Source organism: Bradyrhizobium sp. 187 (genome assembly GCF_023101005.1).
GTDB lineage: Bacteria > Pseudomonadota > Alphaproteobacteria > Rhizobiales > Xanthobacteraceae > Bradyrhizobium > Bradyrhizobium canariense_D.
Map to the genome: position 1 here is coordinate 5237275 of NZ_CP064693.1, position 15099 is coordinate 5252373.

The 15099-nt window shown below is 61.7% G+C and carries 14 protein-coding genes and 1 pseudogene; 4 read left to right on the top strand and 11 right to left on the bottom strand.

Features of this window, described 5'->3' with window-relative positions; genetic code table 11:
* Window positions 1-61 precede the first annotated feature (61 nt).
* Genes IVB19_RS25280 through IVB19_RS25290 form a run of 3 tightly spaced genes read left to right on the top strand, consistent with a single transcriptional unit; the run spans window position 62 to window position 2983 of the window.
* On the top strand, window positions 62-1000 hold the full coding sequence (locus tag IVB19_RS25280; protein WP_247820003.1) for a glucosamine kinase nucleotide-binding domain-containing protein: 939 nt from the start codon (window positions 62-64) through the stop codon (window positions 998-1000).
* A gap of 19 nt (window positions 1001-1019) precedes the next feature.
* Window positions 1020-1973, top strand: coding sequence for an N-acetylmuramic acid 6-phosphate etherase (locus IVB19_RS25285; protein WP_247820004.1), 954 nt, complete (start codon window positions 1020-1022; stop codon window positions 1971-1973).
* A gap of 11 nt (window positions 1974-1984) precedes the next feature.
* Window positions 1985-2983: an SIS domain-containing protein gene (locus IVB19_RS25290; protein WP_247361558.1), complete on the top strand. Its 999-nt coding sequence runs from the start codon at window positions 1985-1987 to the stop codon at window positions 2981-2983.
* Window positions 2984-3230: 247 nt separating this feature from the next.
* On the opposite strand, the pseudogene IVB19_RS25295 reads toward IVB19_RS25290, so the two are convergent.
* Window positions 3231-3991 (bottom strand): annotated as a pseudogene (locus IVB19_RS25295) (IS5 family transposase).
* A 1571-nt stretch (window positions 3992-5562) separates the two neighbouring features.
* On the opposite strand from IVB19_RS25295, the gene IVB19_RS25305 reads away from it, so the two are divergent.
* Window positions 5563-6519, top strand: a complete 957-nt coding sequence (locus tag IVB19_RS25305; protein ID WP_247361554.1) for a LysR family transcriptional regulator — start codon at window positions 5563-5565, stop codon at window positions 6517-6519.
* On the opposite strand, the gene IVB19_RS25310 is transcribed toward IVB19_RS25305, so the two are convergent.
* From IVB19_RS25310 to IVB19_RS25355, 10 genes are all read right to left on the bottom strand, one after another.
* Complete coding sequence (locus tag IVB19_RS25310) at window positions 6492-6731, bottom strand: DUF2274 domain-containing protein (protein WP_247364588.1); 240 nt, start codon at window positions 6729-6731, stop codon at window positions 6492-6494. The genes IVB19_RS25305 and IVB19_RS25310 overlap by 28 nt on opposite strands.
* A 4-nt stretch (window positions 6732-6735) precedes the next feature.
* Complete coding sequence (locus IVB19_RS25315) at window positions 6736-7938, bottom strand: TraB/TrbI/VirB10 family type IV secretion system protein (protein ID WP_247361552.1); 1203 nt, start codon at window positions 7936-7938, stop codon at window positions 6736-6738.
* A complete protein-coding gene (trbG, locus tag IVB19_RS25320) occupies window positions 7935-8948 on the bottom strand; it encodes a P-type conjugative transfer protein TrbG (protein WP_247456318.1) in 1014 nt (337 codons plus the stop codon). Before trbG ends, IVB19_RS25315 begins: the two co-directional genes overlap by 4 nt.
* Before the next feature lie 17 nt (window positions 8949-8965).
* Complete coding sequence (gene trbF / locus IVB19_RS25325) at window positions 8966-9649, bottom strand: conjugal transfer protein TrbF (RefSeq protein WP_247456319.1); 684 nt, start codon at window positions 9647-9649, stop codon at window positions 8966-8968.
* Window positions 9650-9747: 98 nt separating this feature from the next.
* The gene (trbL, locus tag IVB19_RS25330; RefSeq protein WP_247820005.1) at window positions 9748-10977 is read right to left on the bottom strand and encodes a P-type conjugative transfer protein TrbL; all 1230 of its coding nucleotides are present in this window, start codon (window positions 10975-10977) and stop codon (window positions 9748-9750) included.
* Window positions 10974-11330, bottom strand: coding sequence for a putative entry exclusion protein TrbK-alt (gene trbK-alt / locus IVB19_RS25335; RefSeq protein ID WP_247334645.1), 357 nt, complete (start codon window positions 11328-11330; stop codon window positions 10974-10976). The genes trbL and trbK-alt overlap by 4 nt, the downstream gene beginning before the upstream one ends.
* Window positions 11330-12061 carry a P-type conjugative transfer protein TrbJ gene (gene trbJ, locus IVB19_RS25340; protein ID WP_247820006.1) on the bottom strand — a complete coding sequence of 244 codons (732 nt, stop codon included), beginning with the start codon at window positions 12059-12061 and terminating at the stop codon, window positions 11330-11332. The genes trbK-alt and trbJ overlap by 1 nt, the downstream gene beginning before the upstream one ends.
* Window positions 12058-14499: a conjugal transfer protein TrbE gene (trbE, locus tag IVB19_RS25345; protein WP_247820007.1), complete on the bottom strand. Its 2442-nt coding sequence runs from the start codon at window positions 14497-14499 to the stop codon at window positions 12058-12060. Before trbE ends, trbJ begins: the two co-directional genes overlap by 4 nt.
* A 10-nt stretch (window positions 14500-14509) precedes the next feature.
* Complete coding sequence (locus tag IVB19_RS25350) at window positions 14510-14773, bottom strand: VirB3 family type IV secretion system protein (RefSeq protein ID WP_018454774.1); 264 nt, start codon at window positions 14771-14773, stop codon at window positions 14510-14512.
* The gene (locus IVB19_RS25355; RefSeq protein ID WP_051112975.1) at window positions 14773-15099 is read right to left on the bottom strand and encodes a TrbC/VirB2 family type IV secretion system protein; all 327 of its coding nucleotides are present in this window, start codon (window positions 15097-15099) and stop codon (window positions 14773-14775) included. Before IVB19_RS25355 ends, IVB19_RS25350 begins: the two co-directional genes overlap by 1 nt.

Here is a 15099-nt window from a genome sequence, read left to right on the forward strand (position 1 = left end):
CTCAAATGTACACCAAGCAGCTTCGGCGGGACCCGGAAAGAAATCTCCGCGTTAACTTTCCATGGGAACAAAAGGTACCACGTATCTCGGCATTGATGGCGGCGGAACCCGCTGCCGCGCCCGGATCGAGGACGAAAGCAGCAGGGTACTCGGTGGAGCAAGCGCGGGGCCCGCCACGACGCGGATTGGCTTTGACAATGCTTGGCGGTCCATCATGGAAGCCACTGAAGCGGCAGCCGCACAGGCCGGACTGACGCGCGAGGATTTCGCGCGGATGCACGCCGGAATTGGCCTTGCCGGTCTCGGTCGCCGCGGTGCGGAAGCGGCCCTCAACAAGATCGCGCATCCCTTTGCGTCGGTCATCTTCATCAGCGACGGCCTGGCGGCCTGTCTCGGCGCCCATAGCGGTGCGGACGGGGCCATCGTGGTAGCCGGCACCGGCTCGGTGGGTGTCGGCCTGATCGACGGCCGCGAAGTCCGTCTCGCCGGTTACGGCTTTCCCCTGTCGGACGAAGGCAGCGGCGCCGACATCGGCCTGCAGGTTGTTCGACTGGCGCTGCGGGCCGCGGATCGCCGCGGCGAGCTGACCCCATTGCTTTCAGAGGTGCTGGGCGCCTTCGATCATGATCCTTATCAGGCGGTGGCCTGGTCTGAAGAAGCCAGGGCCACAGACTACGCAGCGTTCGCCCCGATCGTGATGCGGCACGCCAATCAGGGCGATCCGGTCGGCCGTCGCATTGTCGAACGCGCGGCCGATGCCATTGGCGATCTGCTTGATCTTTTCCTGGCGAGAGGAATTGACCGGCTCTCGCTGGTAGGCGGGCTCGCGGATGCCATTACGCCGTGGCTGACGCCAGACCTGCGCGCGCGCCTGAGGTGTCCTGATGCCGACGGGGCGGCCGGCGCATTACTGGTGGCGCGAGGGCGGCTTGAGGTGCCCAACAAAGACCTGCCCAAGAGAGAAGCTGACCAAGAGCAGGCTTCAAAGTTCCGCGTTTGATGGAGCATGGATCAATTATATGGCCACCGAAGAAGTCGATCCCCGCTTTGCCGATCTTGATGCATGGCAGCTCGCGTCAGCGATGGAAGCGATGTGGGAGGGCCAGCTTGCGGCAGTCGCGGCGATCGGCCCTGCCCTTCCCGCGATTACTGCGGCGACCGAGGCCGCCAAAGCGGCGCTGGGTGATCATGGACGCATAGTGTATGTCGGCGCCGGCACCTCGGCCCGCGTGGCGGTCCAGGACGGCGCCGAGTTGATGCCGACCTTCGCATGGCCCAGCGAGCGCGTTCACTTCATCGTCGCCGGCGGAGACAGCGCGTTCGTCACCAGCATCGAAGGTGCTGAGGATGATATCGATGACGCGGTCACACAGATCAATGCCGCGCGGCTCACGCCGCACGACGTTGTGATCGCCGTTGCCGCCAGCGGAACAACGCCATTCACGGTCGGGGCGCTGCAGCAGGCAGGCTCTTTTAGTACAGTGACGATCGGCGTTGCCAACAATCCCGGCACCGTACTGCTGGCGTCGGCAAAGTTTCCGGTGCTGATCGAGACGGGCCGCGAGTTGATTGCCGGCTCCACGCGGATGAAGGCCGGCACCGCGCAAAAGGTCGTGCTGAACCTGATCTCCTCAGGAATCATGCTGCGCCTTGGCCGGGTGTACCGCGGCATGATGGTGAACATGCAGCCGACCAATGCCAAGCTGAAGCGGCGCGCCGAGGCCATGGTGGCGCAAATCGCGCACTGTGATCCGTCGCACGCGGCACACTGGCTTGAGCAGGCCGAGGGAGACATCAAGACGGCAGGCCTGCTGGCGTTGGGTGTCGACAGCCTCGATGCCGAGACCATCCTGAAAAACTGTGACGGCAATCTTCGGCGCGTGTTTGCCGAGCTCGCCGCGGATCGTGACTCGCATCGTGATCGGCATCCCATGGGAGCGGCGCGCAAGCAAGGCGGAGCGGTCGAGCCGTGACGACATCCGCGATGGCGAGCGAAATCGGAGAAAGCGCGGATGTTGTCGCCAAAACCCTTGGTAATCGCCCGGCCACGCGCGACATCGCACAGCGAATTGGGATTGGCTGTGCGCCCCTGTGCGTCGTGTGCGGCCGGGGCAGCTCGGGGCATGCCGGGGTTTACTTGAGATACCTTGTCGAGACGCGGCTTCGCCTTCCCGTTTCAGCCAGCGCTCCTTCGGTGATCACGGCTTTTCGCACGCCGTTGATGCTGCGCCATGCGCTGTTCATCGTGATCTCGCAATCCGGGCGCAGCCCGGATCTTGTCGCGGCGACCAGGTCGGCGCGCGCCGCGGGTGCCCGCACCATCGCCATCGTCAATGCGACGTCGTCGCCGGTGGCTGACGAAGCGGAATTCGTTGTTCCGATCGAAGCCGGACAGGAGCACTCCGTAGCGGCGACCAAGACCGTGATCGGCTCGATGGCCGCCGGCGCCGGACTTGTTGCCGAGCTGGCGGGAGATCATGCACTGCGATCAGCCCTCGACAGGCTGCCCGAGCGCCTGCACTGCGCGCTACCGCTCGACTGGTCGGGAATTGCTGACGATCTCACCAAAGCGTCAGCGGTGTTTGTGGCGGCGCGGGGCCTAGGCCTGGGCTCGGCGCGGGAGATCGCGCTCAAACTTTCGGAAATCCTGCGCCTGCCTTCCATTGGTCTGAGCGCCGCCGAGCTGCAGCATGGGCCGCGCGCCGCGTTATCCTCGCGCACGCCGGTCATCATCATGCGCCTGATGGATGAAACGGCGGCCATGGTGGACGCGCTGGCAGAAGAATTGCGCGGGCAAAAAATCGCGCTTCATCTATGCGGCGGACCGCGTGGCTCGCTGCCCTGGCTGGCCGCGGATGATCCCGCCACCGACCCGATGACCATGCTGATTCCGGCCTATCGGATGATCGAGCAGGCCGCCCGGGCCTGCGGATTTGACCCGGATCGTCCACCTCGCCTGAGCAAGATCACCGAGACGTTCTGACGGCTGACCAATCAATGGCTAGTCACCGAAAGCTGGGACTTCGCACAACGCGCGGCCTTCGCTATGTTTATCTACAAGCCGAACAGGCGGTGAGTGCACCGAACGTATTGCCTGCCTTCAAAAAGGGATACTAGAAGCCGCTGGCCAATGTTAGCCTGACCGCAAAGGGGTCGATCGCTGGATGACGTAGTCCATCACGTGGCTGGGCGCGGTATGCTGCACTTGCAGAGGTTGTTAGGGGTCAGACTCAATTGATCCAATAAGCGACGAGAGCGGCGAGGTGGACGGCGGCCAAGAAGTTTCTGGCAAGTTTGTCGTAGCGAGTAGCAACACGCCTGAAATCCTTGAGCCGGCAGAAACAGCGCTCGATAACATTGCGCCCTTTATAGAGGCGCTTGCTGAAGCTGTGGAGGGTTACCCGGTTGGATTTGTTTGGAATGACGGGTTTCGCGCCGCGATTGACGATTTCGGCGCGAAAGCCGTCGCCATCGTAGCCTTTGTCCCCAATGAGGGAAGACATGGGCGGCGCGAGCTTCAAAAGGGCCGGCCCTGCGGCAATGTCTGCGGCTTGTCCCGGAGTGAGATGAAATGCGCAAGGTTTGCAATCAGGGTCGCTCAGCGCGTGGATTTTCGTGGTCCGCCCACCGCGCGAGCGGCCGATCGCCTGTTCACACTCCCCCCTTTTCCGCCGCTCGCCGAGCGATGCGCTTTGATCGAGGTGGAGTCGATCGACAAAGCCACTCGGTCCTTGCCGCAGCGGGCGAGCGCTTCAAAGATCGCCTGACAATGTCCGCGCTTAGCCCAGCGATTGAACCGATTGTAGATCGTCGTGTAAGGGCCATAGTCGGACGGGCAATCGCGCCAGCGTGCGCCGCACTGGAGCATGTGAATGATACCGCTGATAATGCGTCGATCGTCTTCGCGCGCCGGGCCGGTCTGGTTTGTTGGCAGATGCGGCTCTATCTGAGCCCACTGCTTGTCGTTGAGCCAGAACAGTCCTTTGCGCATCGAAGTCCCCCGTGCCGAATCAACTTGGCACCAGGGAATCAGAACTCGCTAATTAGGTACAGACCCTAGCTATCGGTCTTAGAGGACGGGACCGCTGAGATGCCGCAGATGTCTTAACAGGGCACCGCTTCCTTCTTGTAAGTCCCCTAGAGATGCATCAGCGGTACTTCAGAGAGCGCCTAGCCTCGCGGATATTCGAGTTGCATGGCTACCATGTTGGTTGTGCGCTCTCCGTAGCGGGCTGTGATCGTATCTAAGGTATGATCGAGGGCTTCGGCCGGAGGGAGGCCGGGAAATGTTGAGACGCGCCGCACCCCGGGCCAGCTCGCGTTAGTGCGGTCGGGAATGATCCGGATCTTGTCGGGGTCTCCAGTGCCTCAGGGGTCAATGGCCCCGGCGTTGGGGTGACGATTGTGGGCTGGCTTCGGTGCCGGATGCCATCACCTCGCATCGGTCCATCAAATAGGAAAAGGTGTGTTTCATACGTGCTGGTAGTGGCCGGCCCTCGCCTTTGTCCTGACGCAGTATCTTGCGCCGTGGGCAAAGTGACAGCAAATGCCGACACTAATACGATTGCCAATTTCGACATGACGGGCTCCGTTGGCGCGCAGCAGGAACGCGCGGCGGGATAACGCGGCTTCGATAATCCTCAAGCAGGAGCTTGGCGCGAAGATGGCGGTCAGACGTCCGCTCCAGCCCCATGAAGCGGGCGTTGATGAGATGCGTCTCGAATTCGGTTATGGGGCCCAAAGGCGACGTCGCAGGCTAGACCCGACATAAACGAAAGCCGCCGATCGGGGCGGCCTCCGGGGTGCTGTGCATGTGGGGTCGCGAGCGATGGCGGATCACTGTACCACACCGACCATCAGCGCTTTACAAGCGCCCTCTGCAGGTCTGGCGGTACCTGCGGCAATTTCCTTCGCCTCGTTCGCCCAATTCGTCCTTGTTGAGGCAGGCTTGTCGCAATTCGGCGCACGCATCCCTCCGAACTGGCCGTTGGCAGGTCTCCCTGTATCGCCGACAATTTCCTTCGCCCCGCTCACCTAGCACGTCCTTGTTTTCGCAGGCTCGCCGCAATTGCTCGCATTCCCCACCTCGCATCCGGACGCCGTCCGGTACAATCTCAAGTGATTGGGAAAGCGCCGAGACTGGAATTACAAAAAGAGCAACTGCCGCCGCGGCGCCGAGCGAATATTTTTGCATTCCTTGCAACATTCCTGATCCTCCAAGTTGGTAGGGTGTCGATGGATTTGGCGGATGCAGCCGGCATTATCGCATCTCCGCTCCCGCCACCCTTAGGTGGCGCGCACCTCTCCGCCGTCAGCTCAGCGAGCGTCTCATTTCGTAGGCGGCTATGAATGTTGTCAAATTGCGCACTTGGAAAGCAAAGGATGAGCACGATCACTCGGCTGTACTGATCACGGATGCCTACGCAACCGTGGCCATTGCTTCTGGACGCTGGCATTTGTGTTCATAAATCTGTCATCATCTCTTGGTTGAAGTTACAACCTAAAGCTGAGGTCGAAAGATTCTTGGCCCGTCGAAAATGTGGTCTTGTTCGGCTCTCTGGGATGAATATCAACGCATCAAAGGACGGCGATACTAACCGTGCCACCATCAACAACGTCGATCTCCATCATCTCCGATCCGCAGTCGCCGCGGCCGATTGCGGTAGCTTCCGACGGGCTGCGGAACTGCTCTCCGTTCGCCATTCGGCGCTCAGCAGGTCTATCAAGCACTTCGAGCAGTCCATCGGGATGATGCTGTTCGAGCGTTCGAGCAGCGGAGTGAGGCTGACGCCCGCCGGTCGAAATGTCTTGCGGGCTGCGAGAACTATCCTGGAGCAGATCGATGCCCTTATGAAAACGCGGACATCCAGCGGTGGGTGCGAACCAGAATACCTGCGCGTGGGGTTTTGCACATCTATGTCAGCAGGCAATTTGCGCGCCACATTGCTGGACTTCAAGCGTCGCTTTCCGGCTATCGAACTAGTCACGGCGGAACGATCAAAAACTGGCTTAACGACGGCTCTCCGGAACGGCAGCCTCGATCTTCTTTTCCTTACGGGCGAGGTGCCATTGCCGGGCAACCATGTTTGGCCACTTTGGAGTGAGCGGGTGCTCATTTCCTTGCCTCAAGATCACCCGATGGCTGCACGCGATAGTATCTACTGGACCGACCTTAGGAATGAGAAGGTTTTGTTGAGCCAACACGATCCCGGGCCGGAACTCGAGGACTTGCTGACATCCAAGCTCGTATGCGCTGACCGACCGAGGATAGAACGGCACGATGTCAGCAGAGGTATCATCAAAAGCCTCATCAGCATGGGCCTTGGGATTAGCCTGGTCATGGAGTCGGAGACGGGCGCGACTTTCCCTGGCTTGGTCTACCGCGAACTGCGCGATGGAACAGGAGCTAGCAGGATTGGCTTATCCGCACACTGGCGACCTGATAACGAAAGCCCGGCCCTACTGAGCCTCCTCACACTTTTGGGTGAACGCTATCCTGCGCTTAATTCTCGCGAATAAATCGCACGCCGTACCTTCGCAAAGCCGCGATCCGTGGCCATGAAGCGCGCCAGCATGGGCGCTATCAGCTTTGCCGGATCGACGCGCTGCCCGCTTTCGATTGCCAGGGCCTCTGCATAGGCGACGAGATCCCGATGCACTGATGCTGGAATCTCAGTGGTGACCTTGACGGGCTTGTCGTCGGGCAGTGCCCCTATTCTAAGCTTGGGCAAACCGTTAGCCTCCGTATAGCGCAAGTACGAGGTCACGATTGACAAGGACACGAACCGGAAAACCAGGCCGCACGGTCAGAGTCGGCTGAATGTTGAGACTGCGCCGAACCACCTGCTGTCCGGTCTGGTTAAGGGAGTCGGAGGCGCCGTGTCGCAATGCCTGGATGATTGCGCTGTCGTTGCTGTTGGCGTCCGAGCCGGCACCTAGTTCGGTCCCGACCGCCAGAAACGTCGATAATGCCGCAGCCTTGAATAGCTCACCCCAGTGATTGTCGACCTGGTCTTTGAGGCCTGCATACCCGGCGGTATCAGCGCCAGGCTGCCGCTCGAGAACAATCGAACGTCCATTTGGCATGATCAGGCGTGTCCAGACGAGCAGTACACGTGACTGGCCGAAGGTGACCTGACTGTCGTACATGCCGATCAGACGCGCTCCCTGAGGCACAAGCAGAAAGCGCCCGGTCGGCGTGTCGAAAACATTTTCGGTCACCTGCGCTGTAACCAAACCGGGCAGGTCCGATCGGATTCCGGTGATCAGGGCTCCCGGAATGACCGTCCCAGCCTGCACGATATATGGCGAAGCCGGCCTGGTGACGCGGTCAGAGCTAATTGTGCGACGATCCACAGAAGCGTTCACGAAGGCAAGTTTGCGGTCCTGCCCGTTCTGCTCGTCGCCACTGCTTGTCGCGTTCGGCGGCATGACGCGGTCGCCTCCAGCTGCCGTAGCGGCAGGCGGACGCACTTCTCTGCCATTGGTCGAAGCGAACAGATGGCTGATACGGGCCGCCTCGCTCTCTTGATCCCGGCGCTGCTGTTCCGGGTCTCCACCGGTCGTCGGCGACTGGCCTTGAGCGGCCAGGATCGGTCGACCGAGGTCGCCTGGGAGCGGCGGACCAAGCTGCGGCACGGTTTGGCGTGAGACTCCAGTGTAATCCTTCGGCAGCGCCTCGATACCATCGGCAAGATTGTGATGATCCGTGCTATAGAGCTCGTCGGGCGCGTGGCTGCGTGGGCGATTGCTTTGCAATGACCACAGTACAGTTCCGCCGATAACCAGCAGGGCAACCGCGCTTCCTCCCGCCAGTACCTTGCGAGACAATCGGGTGACCCGCGGAGGTTCGGCTCGGAGCCGGAAGCTCACGGAGTGCTCCTCCGGTGTTTGCGGCGGAATGCCCCCGTTAGGATTGTTTTCGTTCTGCGCGTTCATGACGACGGCCTCCCGTCAGTCCTGACAATTCTGACCTTCTGCTGATGCTCACCCCCGAGCCGCAGTTCTGCGGCTGCAAAAAGCCGGTCCACGATCAGCACATTGCCGTGGGCGCGATAATTGACGAGTTCGGTCTTGCCGTCGGGGCCGATGACGAAGAGCGGTGGCATCTCGCCCTGGACGATCCCTTGCGGGAATTCGATATAAACTTTCCGCCCGTCATCATACGCCGCGAGCGGCCGCCACGGTGGGCTGTCGCCCTCGATCGCGTACCGAAAGGCACGCTGCGCCGGATCTGGAATGACGGGTCTGAGGGCGACAGAGCGCGATCGCTCGCGAACCGTTTCTGGATAGTACCAGGCAACAGACGGCATGTAGGGCCGCTCGCGGGAGCGAAGCTCGATCAGGTAGGTGCGCCGGTCGGTATTGACGACAAGATTGGTCTCGATCGAAGCCCGGGTCGGCTTCACCAGGATGTGGACGCGACGCGTATCCCCGCTCCCGCTCTCGGTATCTCCGACGACCCAGCGCACGGTATCGCCGGCCGCGATCGGTCCAGTTCCCGTCAATTGCTCTCCTTCTTCTAGGGCAATGTCCGTGATCTGTCCGGGAGCAGCGTAGACCTGGTACAGCGCACCGGGGCTGAAGGCGTAAATCTGCGCCGCGTTAAAGTATCCCCTTTTCCGCGGCTCGACTCGCGCTGCGCTGTTTGCGATCTCAACCCGGCTCACGGGTTCAGTCTCTTCCTTGGCCCCCGACTTGCCACCGAGAACCGGTTTCCACAGCGGTGGAACGTGAAGCGGCTGAGGTCGGTTATCGAGTGCCGCTGGAGGCGCTGGCAACGGCGGGACCTCCGCGTCATAGCTGATTTCCGGCGGAATGTAGGTGGCGCACCCAGCGAGGGCCGATGTGCCAAGCAGCAGAGCTGGCAAAAGGGCTCGCCTCAAAGCCACGAGCTTGCACCTGCGCGAGCTAAACCTGCGGTATTGGATCGGACCTTTTGAACACATGTCACGCGTCGTCTTGATCACTGCCCCAGCTCCTTTGACCAGTTGATGGCGCGGACGTAGACGCCAAGGGGATTCTTGCGCAGGCGTTCGGCATCGCGCGGCGTCTCGATTGCCACCGTGAGAATCGCGGTCCAGCGCTCCGTCGCACTCAGCGAACCGTTCTCGTAAATGCGTTGGGTCCATGCGACCCGGAAGCTCTCTGAAGACGCACGGATGACGCTCGACACATCGACCGAGATCTGCGCCTTGCCCAGCTTGGCAAAGGGGTCGTTGTTGCGCGCGAAGTCGTTGAGCGCAGCTGCTCCGCGATCAGTGGTAAAGTCATACGCTCTAAGCCAGTTCTGGCGCAGAACGATGCCGTCAGCCGGCAAGCCTCTGACGTCCTCGATGAAGCGCGCCAAATGGTAGGCGATCTGGGCGTCCGTGGGCTGATAGTCGATGTTGGCTGGCGCAACCCGTTGAGTCTGGCCCAGGCGATCGACCTCGACGACCCAGGGCGTGATTGATCCCTGTGCTGATTGCCAAACAAGTCCGCCGGCCAGGCCGCCCGAGAGCATGAGGCAACCAAAAGCCATCAAGCGCCAGTTCTTGGCCTGCACGCGCGCCGATCCAATGCGTTCGTCCCAGGCTTGCGCTGCTTTTTGGTAGGGCGTGACCGGTTCGGGCATACGCCCGTAGTGAACGGAAGGTCGTCTGAACATGGATAGTTGCCCCTGAGATCGTGATTGGCTTGAACTGGTGCGGCGTGCCGTTTGAGGCCCTGCTGGCGGCGGGCGGTAAATTGGCGGTTGGCTGGCTGTCAGCGCTCTCCTTCGGAGAGATCGACAGAAGAGCCGCTGCCGCCATGATCGCCGGAGCGCACTGCGTGACCTGCTGCTGACGCGCCGTGCCGAATGGTCTGGGCGCGCTTCATGCGCCGTGCCCAACCGGGCTGCCCCTCGCTGGACGTACTCGCGGCTGGCTCACTCGCTTGGCCGCTGCCGGCGAATGCAGCCGCGGCTCGACGTAACGGGCTCATCGCAGCAGACCCACCCGCCTCCGCAACGCCAGCAAGGCCGCCGCTTCGATACGCCGCGGATGCGCCGCTCACCATGGCAGCCCCACCACGCCCTGCACCGGCGAGCGCACCACCCGCGAGACCAGCGCCACCCGCGGCAAGGCCGGCACCTGCCGCAATAACACCGCCGGCAGCAAGGCCCGTCCCAATCGCGGCGCCGGCGCCGAGCTGGGGTCCGCCCGACACCAGGCCGTTTGCGATTCCGGGACCGAAGATGCCGAGACCCAGCAAGGACAGCGCCGCGAGCACCAGCGTCATCGCATCTTCAATCGTTGGCTGCGCGCCGCCAAAGCCCGTCGTGAACTGTGAAAACAACGTTGAGCCAATGCCGACAATGACGGCCAGGACCAAAACCTTGATCCCGGAAGATATGACGTTGCCGAGGACCCGCTCGGCCGCGAATGCAGTCTTGCCAAACAGGCCAAACGGAATGAGCACGAAGCCGGCCAGCGTCGTGAGCTTGAACTCAATGAGCGTGACGAAGAGCTGGATCGCCAAAATGAAGAAGGCGAGCAGCACCACGACCCAGGCGAACAGGAGAACGACAATCTGGACGAAATTCTCGAAGAAGCTGATGTAGCCCATCAGGTTCGAGATCGAATCAAGCATCGGCCGACCGGCGTCGAGTCCGACCTGAGCGATCTTTCCCGGCCGCAGGAAGTCTGACGCCTCGAGGCTCGAACCGGAGGCTTTCAGGCCGAGGCCGGCAAAGCTCTCGAAGACGATCCGGGCGAGGTTGTTCCAATTACCGATCAGATAGGCAAAGACTCCAACGAACAGCGTTTTCTTGACGAGACGCGCGATGATGTCGTCGTCCGTGCCCCAACTCCAGAATAAAGCGGCAAGCGTGATGTCGATGGCGGCAAGCGTTGTCGCGAGATACCCGACCTCGCCACCCAACAGCCCGAAGCCGTTGTCGATATAGCGGGTGAATGTCTCAAGGAACTGGTCGATGATGCCGGTGCCTGTCATGGCTTATCTTCCCCGGGCACCCCGGCGGGCGGATATCCTTGCGGCATCCGGCTCTGATCTTTTAGTACGGGTGTCGCGGCGGTTTCTGCCGCGGCAGCACCGTTCCGCCCGCCAAAGAAGCGGCGCCGGTTTTCAGCCCAGACCTTCTGGCAATGCTGATAATACGCAGCATCTTCGGAAGAGACGGTGCGGCAGCGGGCAAGCTCGGAACGTTCAATCCCTTTGGTCTGCTCGGCTTCTAGCTTCGCAGAGGCATCTTCTCTGCCACGAAGCTGGATCGCGCAGCCTGCGACCACCAGCACCCCGACCGACATAAGCAGCGATAACGTTTTGAATGGGCCTGCATCAGTCATCAGTGAAACATCCGCACGTCCTGGGATTGATAGCCCTGCCCCGGCGTCAGAAACCGCCGGAGCTGTTCGCGCCCCTGGTCCTGGGCTGCCGCGCGCTGCGCCGCTTCAAGGCTCTGCGCCCTGCCCTGTGCCGCGACAGTGGCGGTAAGATCGGCGAGTTGCTGCGCCTGAAGCGCGAGGATCTGGTTGCCGGCCTGGGTTGCCTGCAGGGCGCCGCTCGCACCCTGGCTCGACGTCACAAGCGCCGATGTCTGGACGCGATTGGTATCGAGGTTGCCGACAACACCGGCCTGGACCCGGAGCGAGTCCTGCAGCGCGGCGACCGAGTTTTGCCAGCGGGATTGGGCATTGCTGATCAGCAGCTGGCTGGACTGGCTGCCGCTCGCCGGCGCATAGCTGGTCGAGAACGCGCGATCGATCTGCTGAACGTCGTAGGCAATCCTCTGGGCCTGGGCCAGCAATTGCTGGGTGCGCTGGATCGAGGATTGCAGTTGCTGCAACGATGAATACGGCAGGCTTGCCAGATTCCTGGCCTGATTGATCAGCATCTGCGCTTCGTTCTGTAACGAGGTGATCTGATTGCTGATCTGCTGCAGCTCGCGCGCGGCTGTCAGCACGTTCTGAACGTAATTGTTCGGATCGAAGACGATCCACTGCGCTGGTGCGGGCGCCGTGACGCAAAGCGCGAGCGCGATCGTGCCAGCAGCGGCGAATAGACCAAGGCGCCTCATTGCGACTTCTCCAGATTGACGAGACTGGGAATCAGGTCCGTGGCCCAGGCGACGCCGCGGTGCTGAAGCCAGGCAGGCACGAAGCCATCCGCTCCATGCTCGGCGAGAAGCCGCTCAGTGGCCGCTTGGTCGGTCTTGGAGGAAGCGGCTGTAAAGGCGAGCGCAACTTCGCCAAGCCCGAGCTCAAACATCCGGTTGCCGCGACGGGATTGGCAGTAGTAGTCGCGCTTGGGCGTCGCCCGGCTCAGAAGCTCGATCTGGCGATCATTGAGCCCGAAGCGACGATAGATAGCCGTGATCTGCGGTTCGATCGCCCGCTCGTTCGGCAGCAACAAGCGTGTTGGACAGCTTTCGATGATCGCGGGAGCGATCGCCGAACCATCGATGTCCGAAAGCGACTGGGTGGCAAAGATGACGGACGCGTTCTTCTTGCGAAGCGTCTTCAGCCACTCGCGAAGCTGCCCGGCAAAATCATCGTCGTCGAGGGCGAGCCAGCCTTCATCGACAATGAGGAGCGTGGGACGCCCATCGAGACGATCTCCAATGCGATGAAACAGGTAGGCTAGCACGGCCGGGGCCGCACTCGTTCCGATCAACCCTTCGGTCTCGAACGCCTGGACGGAGGATTCCCCAAGGCGCTCGAATTCAGCATCAAGCAGGCGCCCGGACGAGCCACCGAGGCAATAGGGTTGCAGGGCGCGTTTCAGGGCATTCGATTGCAGAAGGACTGACAGGCCCGTCAGGGTGCGTTCCTGCATCGGCGCGGACGCGAGAGACGTCAGTGCCGACCAGAGATGATCCTTGACCTCCGGGGTGATTTCAACCTTTTCGCGTGCCAGGATTGCACCGACCCATTCGGTAGCCCATCCGCGCTCCGACGGGTCATCGATCCAGGCCAGCGGCTGCAACGCGACGGCTTGATCGCCTCCGTCAGACAAGGCACCACCGAGATCATGCCAGTCGCCGCCCATGGCGAGCGCGGCCGCCCGGATCGAACCACCGAAGTCGAACGCAAACACTTGGGAGTTCGGGTAACGGCGGAATTGCATTGCCATGAGGGCTAGCAGGACCGACTTGCCAGCACCTGTCGGCCCCACCACGAGAGTATGGCCGACATCACCGACGTGGAGCGAAAACCGGAACGGTGTTGATCCCTCGGTCTTGCCGAACATGAGCGGCGGAGCGCCAAAATGCAGATCCCTCGCCTCACCCGCCCACACGGCCGACATCGGAATCATATGGGCAAGGTTGAGCGTCGACACCGGCGGCTGCCGCACATTGGCATAGACATGGCCGGGCAGACTGCCGAGCCAGGCTTCCACGGCGTTCACTGTCTCGATCATGCAGGTGAAATCGCGGCCCTGAACGACCTTCTCGACCAGGCGGAGCTTTTCATCTGCAGCATTGGCAGCACCGTCCCAGACGGTGATGGTTGCGGTGACAAAGGCCTGTCCGATCTGGTCCGAACCCAGTTCCTGCAGGGCAGCGTCGGCGTCTAGCGCCTTGTTGTGTGCATCGGTATCGAGGAGCGTCGAGGCCTCATTGGTCATGACCTCCTTGAGAATGGCCCCGATCGACTTCCGCTTGGCGAACCACTGGCGGCGGATCCTGGTCAAAAGCTTGGTGGCATCAGTCTTGTCGAGCATGATCGCGCGCGTCGACCACCGGTACGAGAATGGCAGGCGATTGAGGTCATCCAGAATTCCCGGCGTGGTCGCGCCTGGAAAGCCGACAACGGTGAGAACTCGCAGATTGGCCGAGCCCAACATCGGCTCGAGACCGCCGGTCAGCGGCTGGTCCGCCAACAACGCATCGATGTACATGGGAATTTCTGGCACGCGAACCCGATGACGCTTGGTCGAGATCGTCGAGTGCAGGTAGGTCAGCGTGGCCTGATCATCGAGCCATGCGCATTCGGGCATGAATCCTTCCAGAAGTCCGAGTACGCGGCTGGTTTGATCGATAAAGCCGCGAAGCACCTCGCGAGCATCGGCTCCAACGGTCCGATCGCGCCCTTCATAGAGCAGTCGCTCTGCCTTGGCCGCGCCCTCCTCCGGAGGCAGATAGAGGAAAGTCAGGAAGTAGCTGGACTCGTAGTGGGCGCCGGCCTCCTCAAACTGGGCCCTGCGCTCGGCGTCGACCAGCGCGGATGCGACGTCCGGAAATGTGCTCGGAGGATAGCTGCCGGCAAAATGGCGCTGCGCCTCAACGAACACGGCCCAGCCGGATCCCAGGCGGCGAAGTGCATTGTTCAGACGACCGGCGACCGCGACAAGTTCAGCTGGCACCGCACTATCGAGGTCGGGTCCACGGAACTTCGCTGTCCGCTGGAACGAGCCATCCTTGTTCAGGATGATGCCCTCGTCGACGAGGGCGGCCCAAGGCAGGAAATCGGCAAGACGCGCATTGGAATGACGATATTCGGCAAGGTTCATCATGACCGAGAACTCAGAGGTTGAGATGACCGGGAATGCGCAGATGGCGCCGCACGACATCCACAAAGGCGGGATCGCGCCTGGCGGCCCAGACGGCGGCCATGTGGCCGATGAACCAGAGGACAAGACCTGCGATCCAGAGCCGCAGTCCGAGTCCAAGGGCGGCCGCCAACGTGCCGTTGACGATGGCGACCGCCCGCGGCGCACCGCCCATCAGGATCGGCTCGGTAAGCGCACGGTGAACCGGCACGACAAAACCTGCGGCCGCCTCGTCCATCAGATCACCACGCCGCCGCCGAACGAGAAGAACGACAGGAAGAAGCTAGAGGCCGCAAATGCGATCGACAAACCAAACACGATCTGGATCAGCCTGCGGAAGCCACCTGACGAATCCCCGAACGCGAGCGTGAGTCCGGTCACGACGATGATGATGACGGCGATGATCTTGGCGACCGGCCCCTCGACCGACTGCAGGATCTGATTGAGTGGCTGCTCCCATGGCATGTTCGAGCCGGCCGCCCATGCGGGCGCTGTCGTCAGAACAACCGGGCTGACAATCGCCAGCAAAGCAGCTTCTCCAAGGATACGAAATCGTGGACGCAT

What these genes read in the sequence shown, in the direction of transcription:
- IVB19_RS25280 (WP_247820003.1), top strand. Translation starts at nt 62, where the DNA reads ATGGGAACAAAAGGTACCACGTATCTCGGCATTGATGGCGGCGGAACC.
- IVB19_RS25285 (WP_247820004.1), top strand. Translation starts at nt 1,020, where the DNA reads ATGGCCACCGAAGAAGTCGATCCCCGCTTTGCCGATCTTGATGCATGG.
- IVB19_RS25290 (WP_247361558.1), top strand. Translation starts at nt 1,985, where the DNA reads ATGGCGAGCGAAATCGGAGAAAGCGCGGATGTTGTCGCCAAAACCCTT.
- IVB19_RS25305 (WP_247361554.1), top strand. Translation starts at nt 5,563, where the DNA reads ATGAATATCAACGCATCAAAGGACGGCGATACTAACCGTGCCACCATC.
- IVB19_RS25315 (WP_247361552.1), bottom strand. Translation starts at nt 7,938, where the DNA reads ATGAACGCGCAGAACGAAAACAATCCTAACGGGGGCATTCCGCCGCAA.
- trbG (WP_247456318.1), bottom strand. Translation starts at nt 8,948, where the DNA reads ATGTGTTCAAAAGGTCCGATCCAATACCGCAGGTTTAGCTCGCGCAGG.
- trbF (WP_247456319.1), bottom strand. Translation starts at nt 9,649, where the DNA reads ATGTTCAGACGACCTTCCGTTCACTACGGGCGTATGCCCGAACCGGTC.
- trbL (WP_247820005.1), bottom strand. Translation starts at nt 10,977, where the DNA reads ATGACAGGCACCGGCATCATCGACCAGTTCCTTGAGACATTCACCCGC.
- trbK-alt (WP_247334645.1), bottom strand. Translation starts at nt 11,330, where the DNA reads ATGACTGATGCAGGCCCATTCAAAACGTTATCGCTGCTTATGTCGGTC.
- trbJ (WP_247820006.1), bottom strand. Translation starts at nt 12,061, where the DNA reads ATGAGGCGCCTTGGTCTATTCGCCGCTGCTGGCACGATCGCGCTCGCG.
- trbE (WP_247820007.1), bottom strand. Translation starts at nt 14,499, where the DNA reads ATGATGAACCTTGCCGAATATCGTCATTCCAATGCGCGTCTTGCCGAT.
- IVB19_RS25350 (WP_018454774.1), bottom strand. Translation starts at nt 14,773, where the DNA reads ATGGACGAGGCGGCCGCAGGTTTTGTCGTGCCGGTTCACCGTGCGCTT.
- IVB19_RS25355 (WP_051112975.1), bottom strand. Translation starts at nt 15,099, where the DNA reads ATGCGTCCACGATTTCGTATCCTTGGAGAAGCTGCTTTGCTGGCGATT.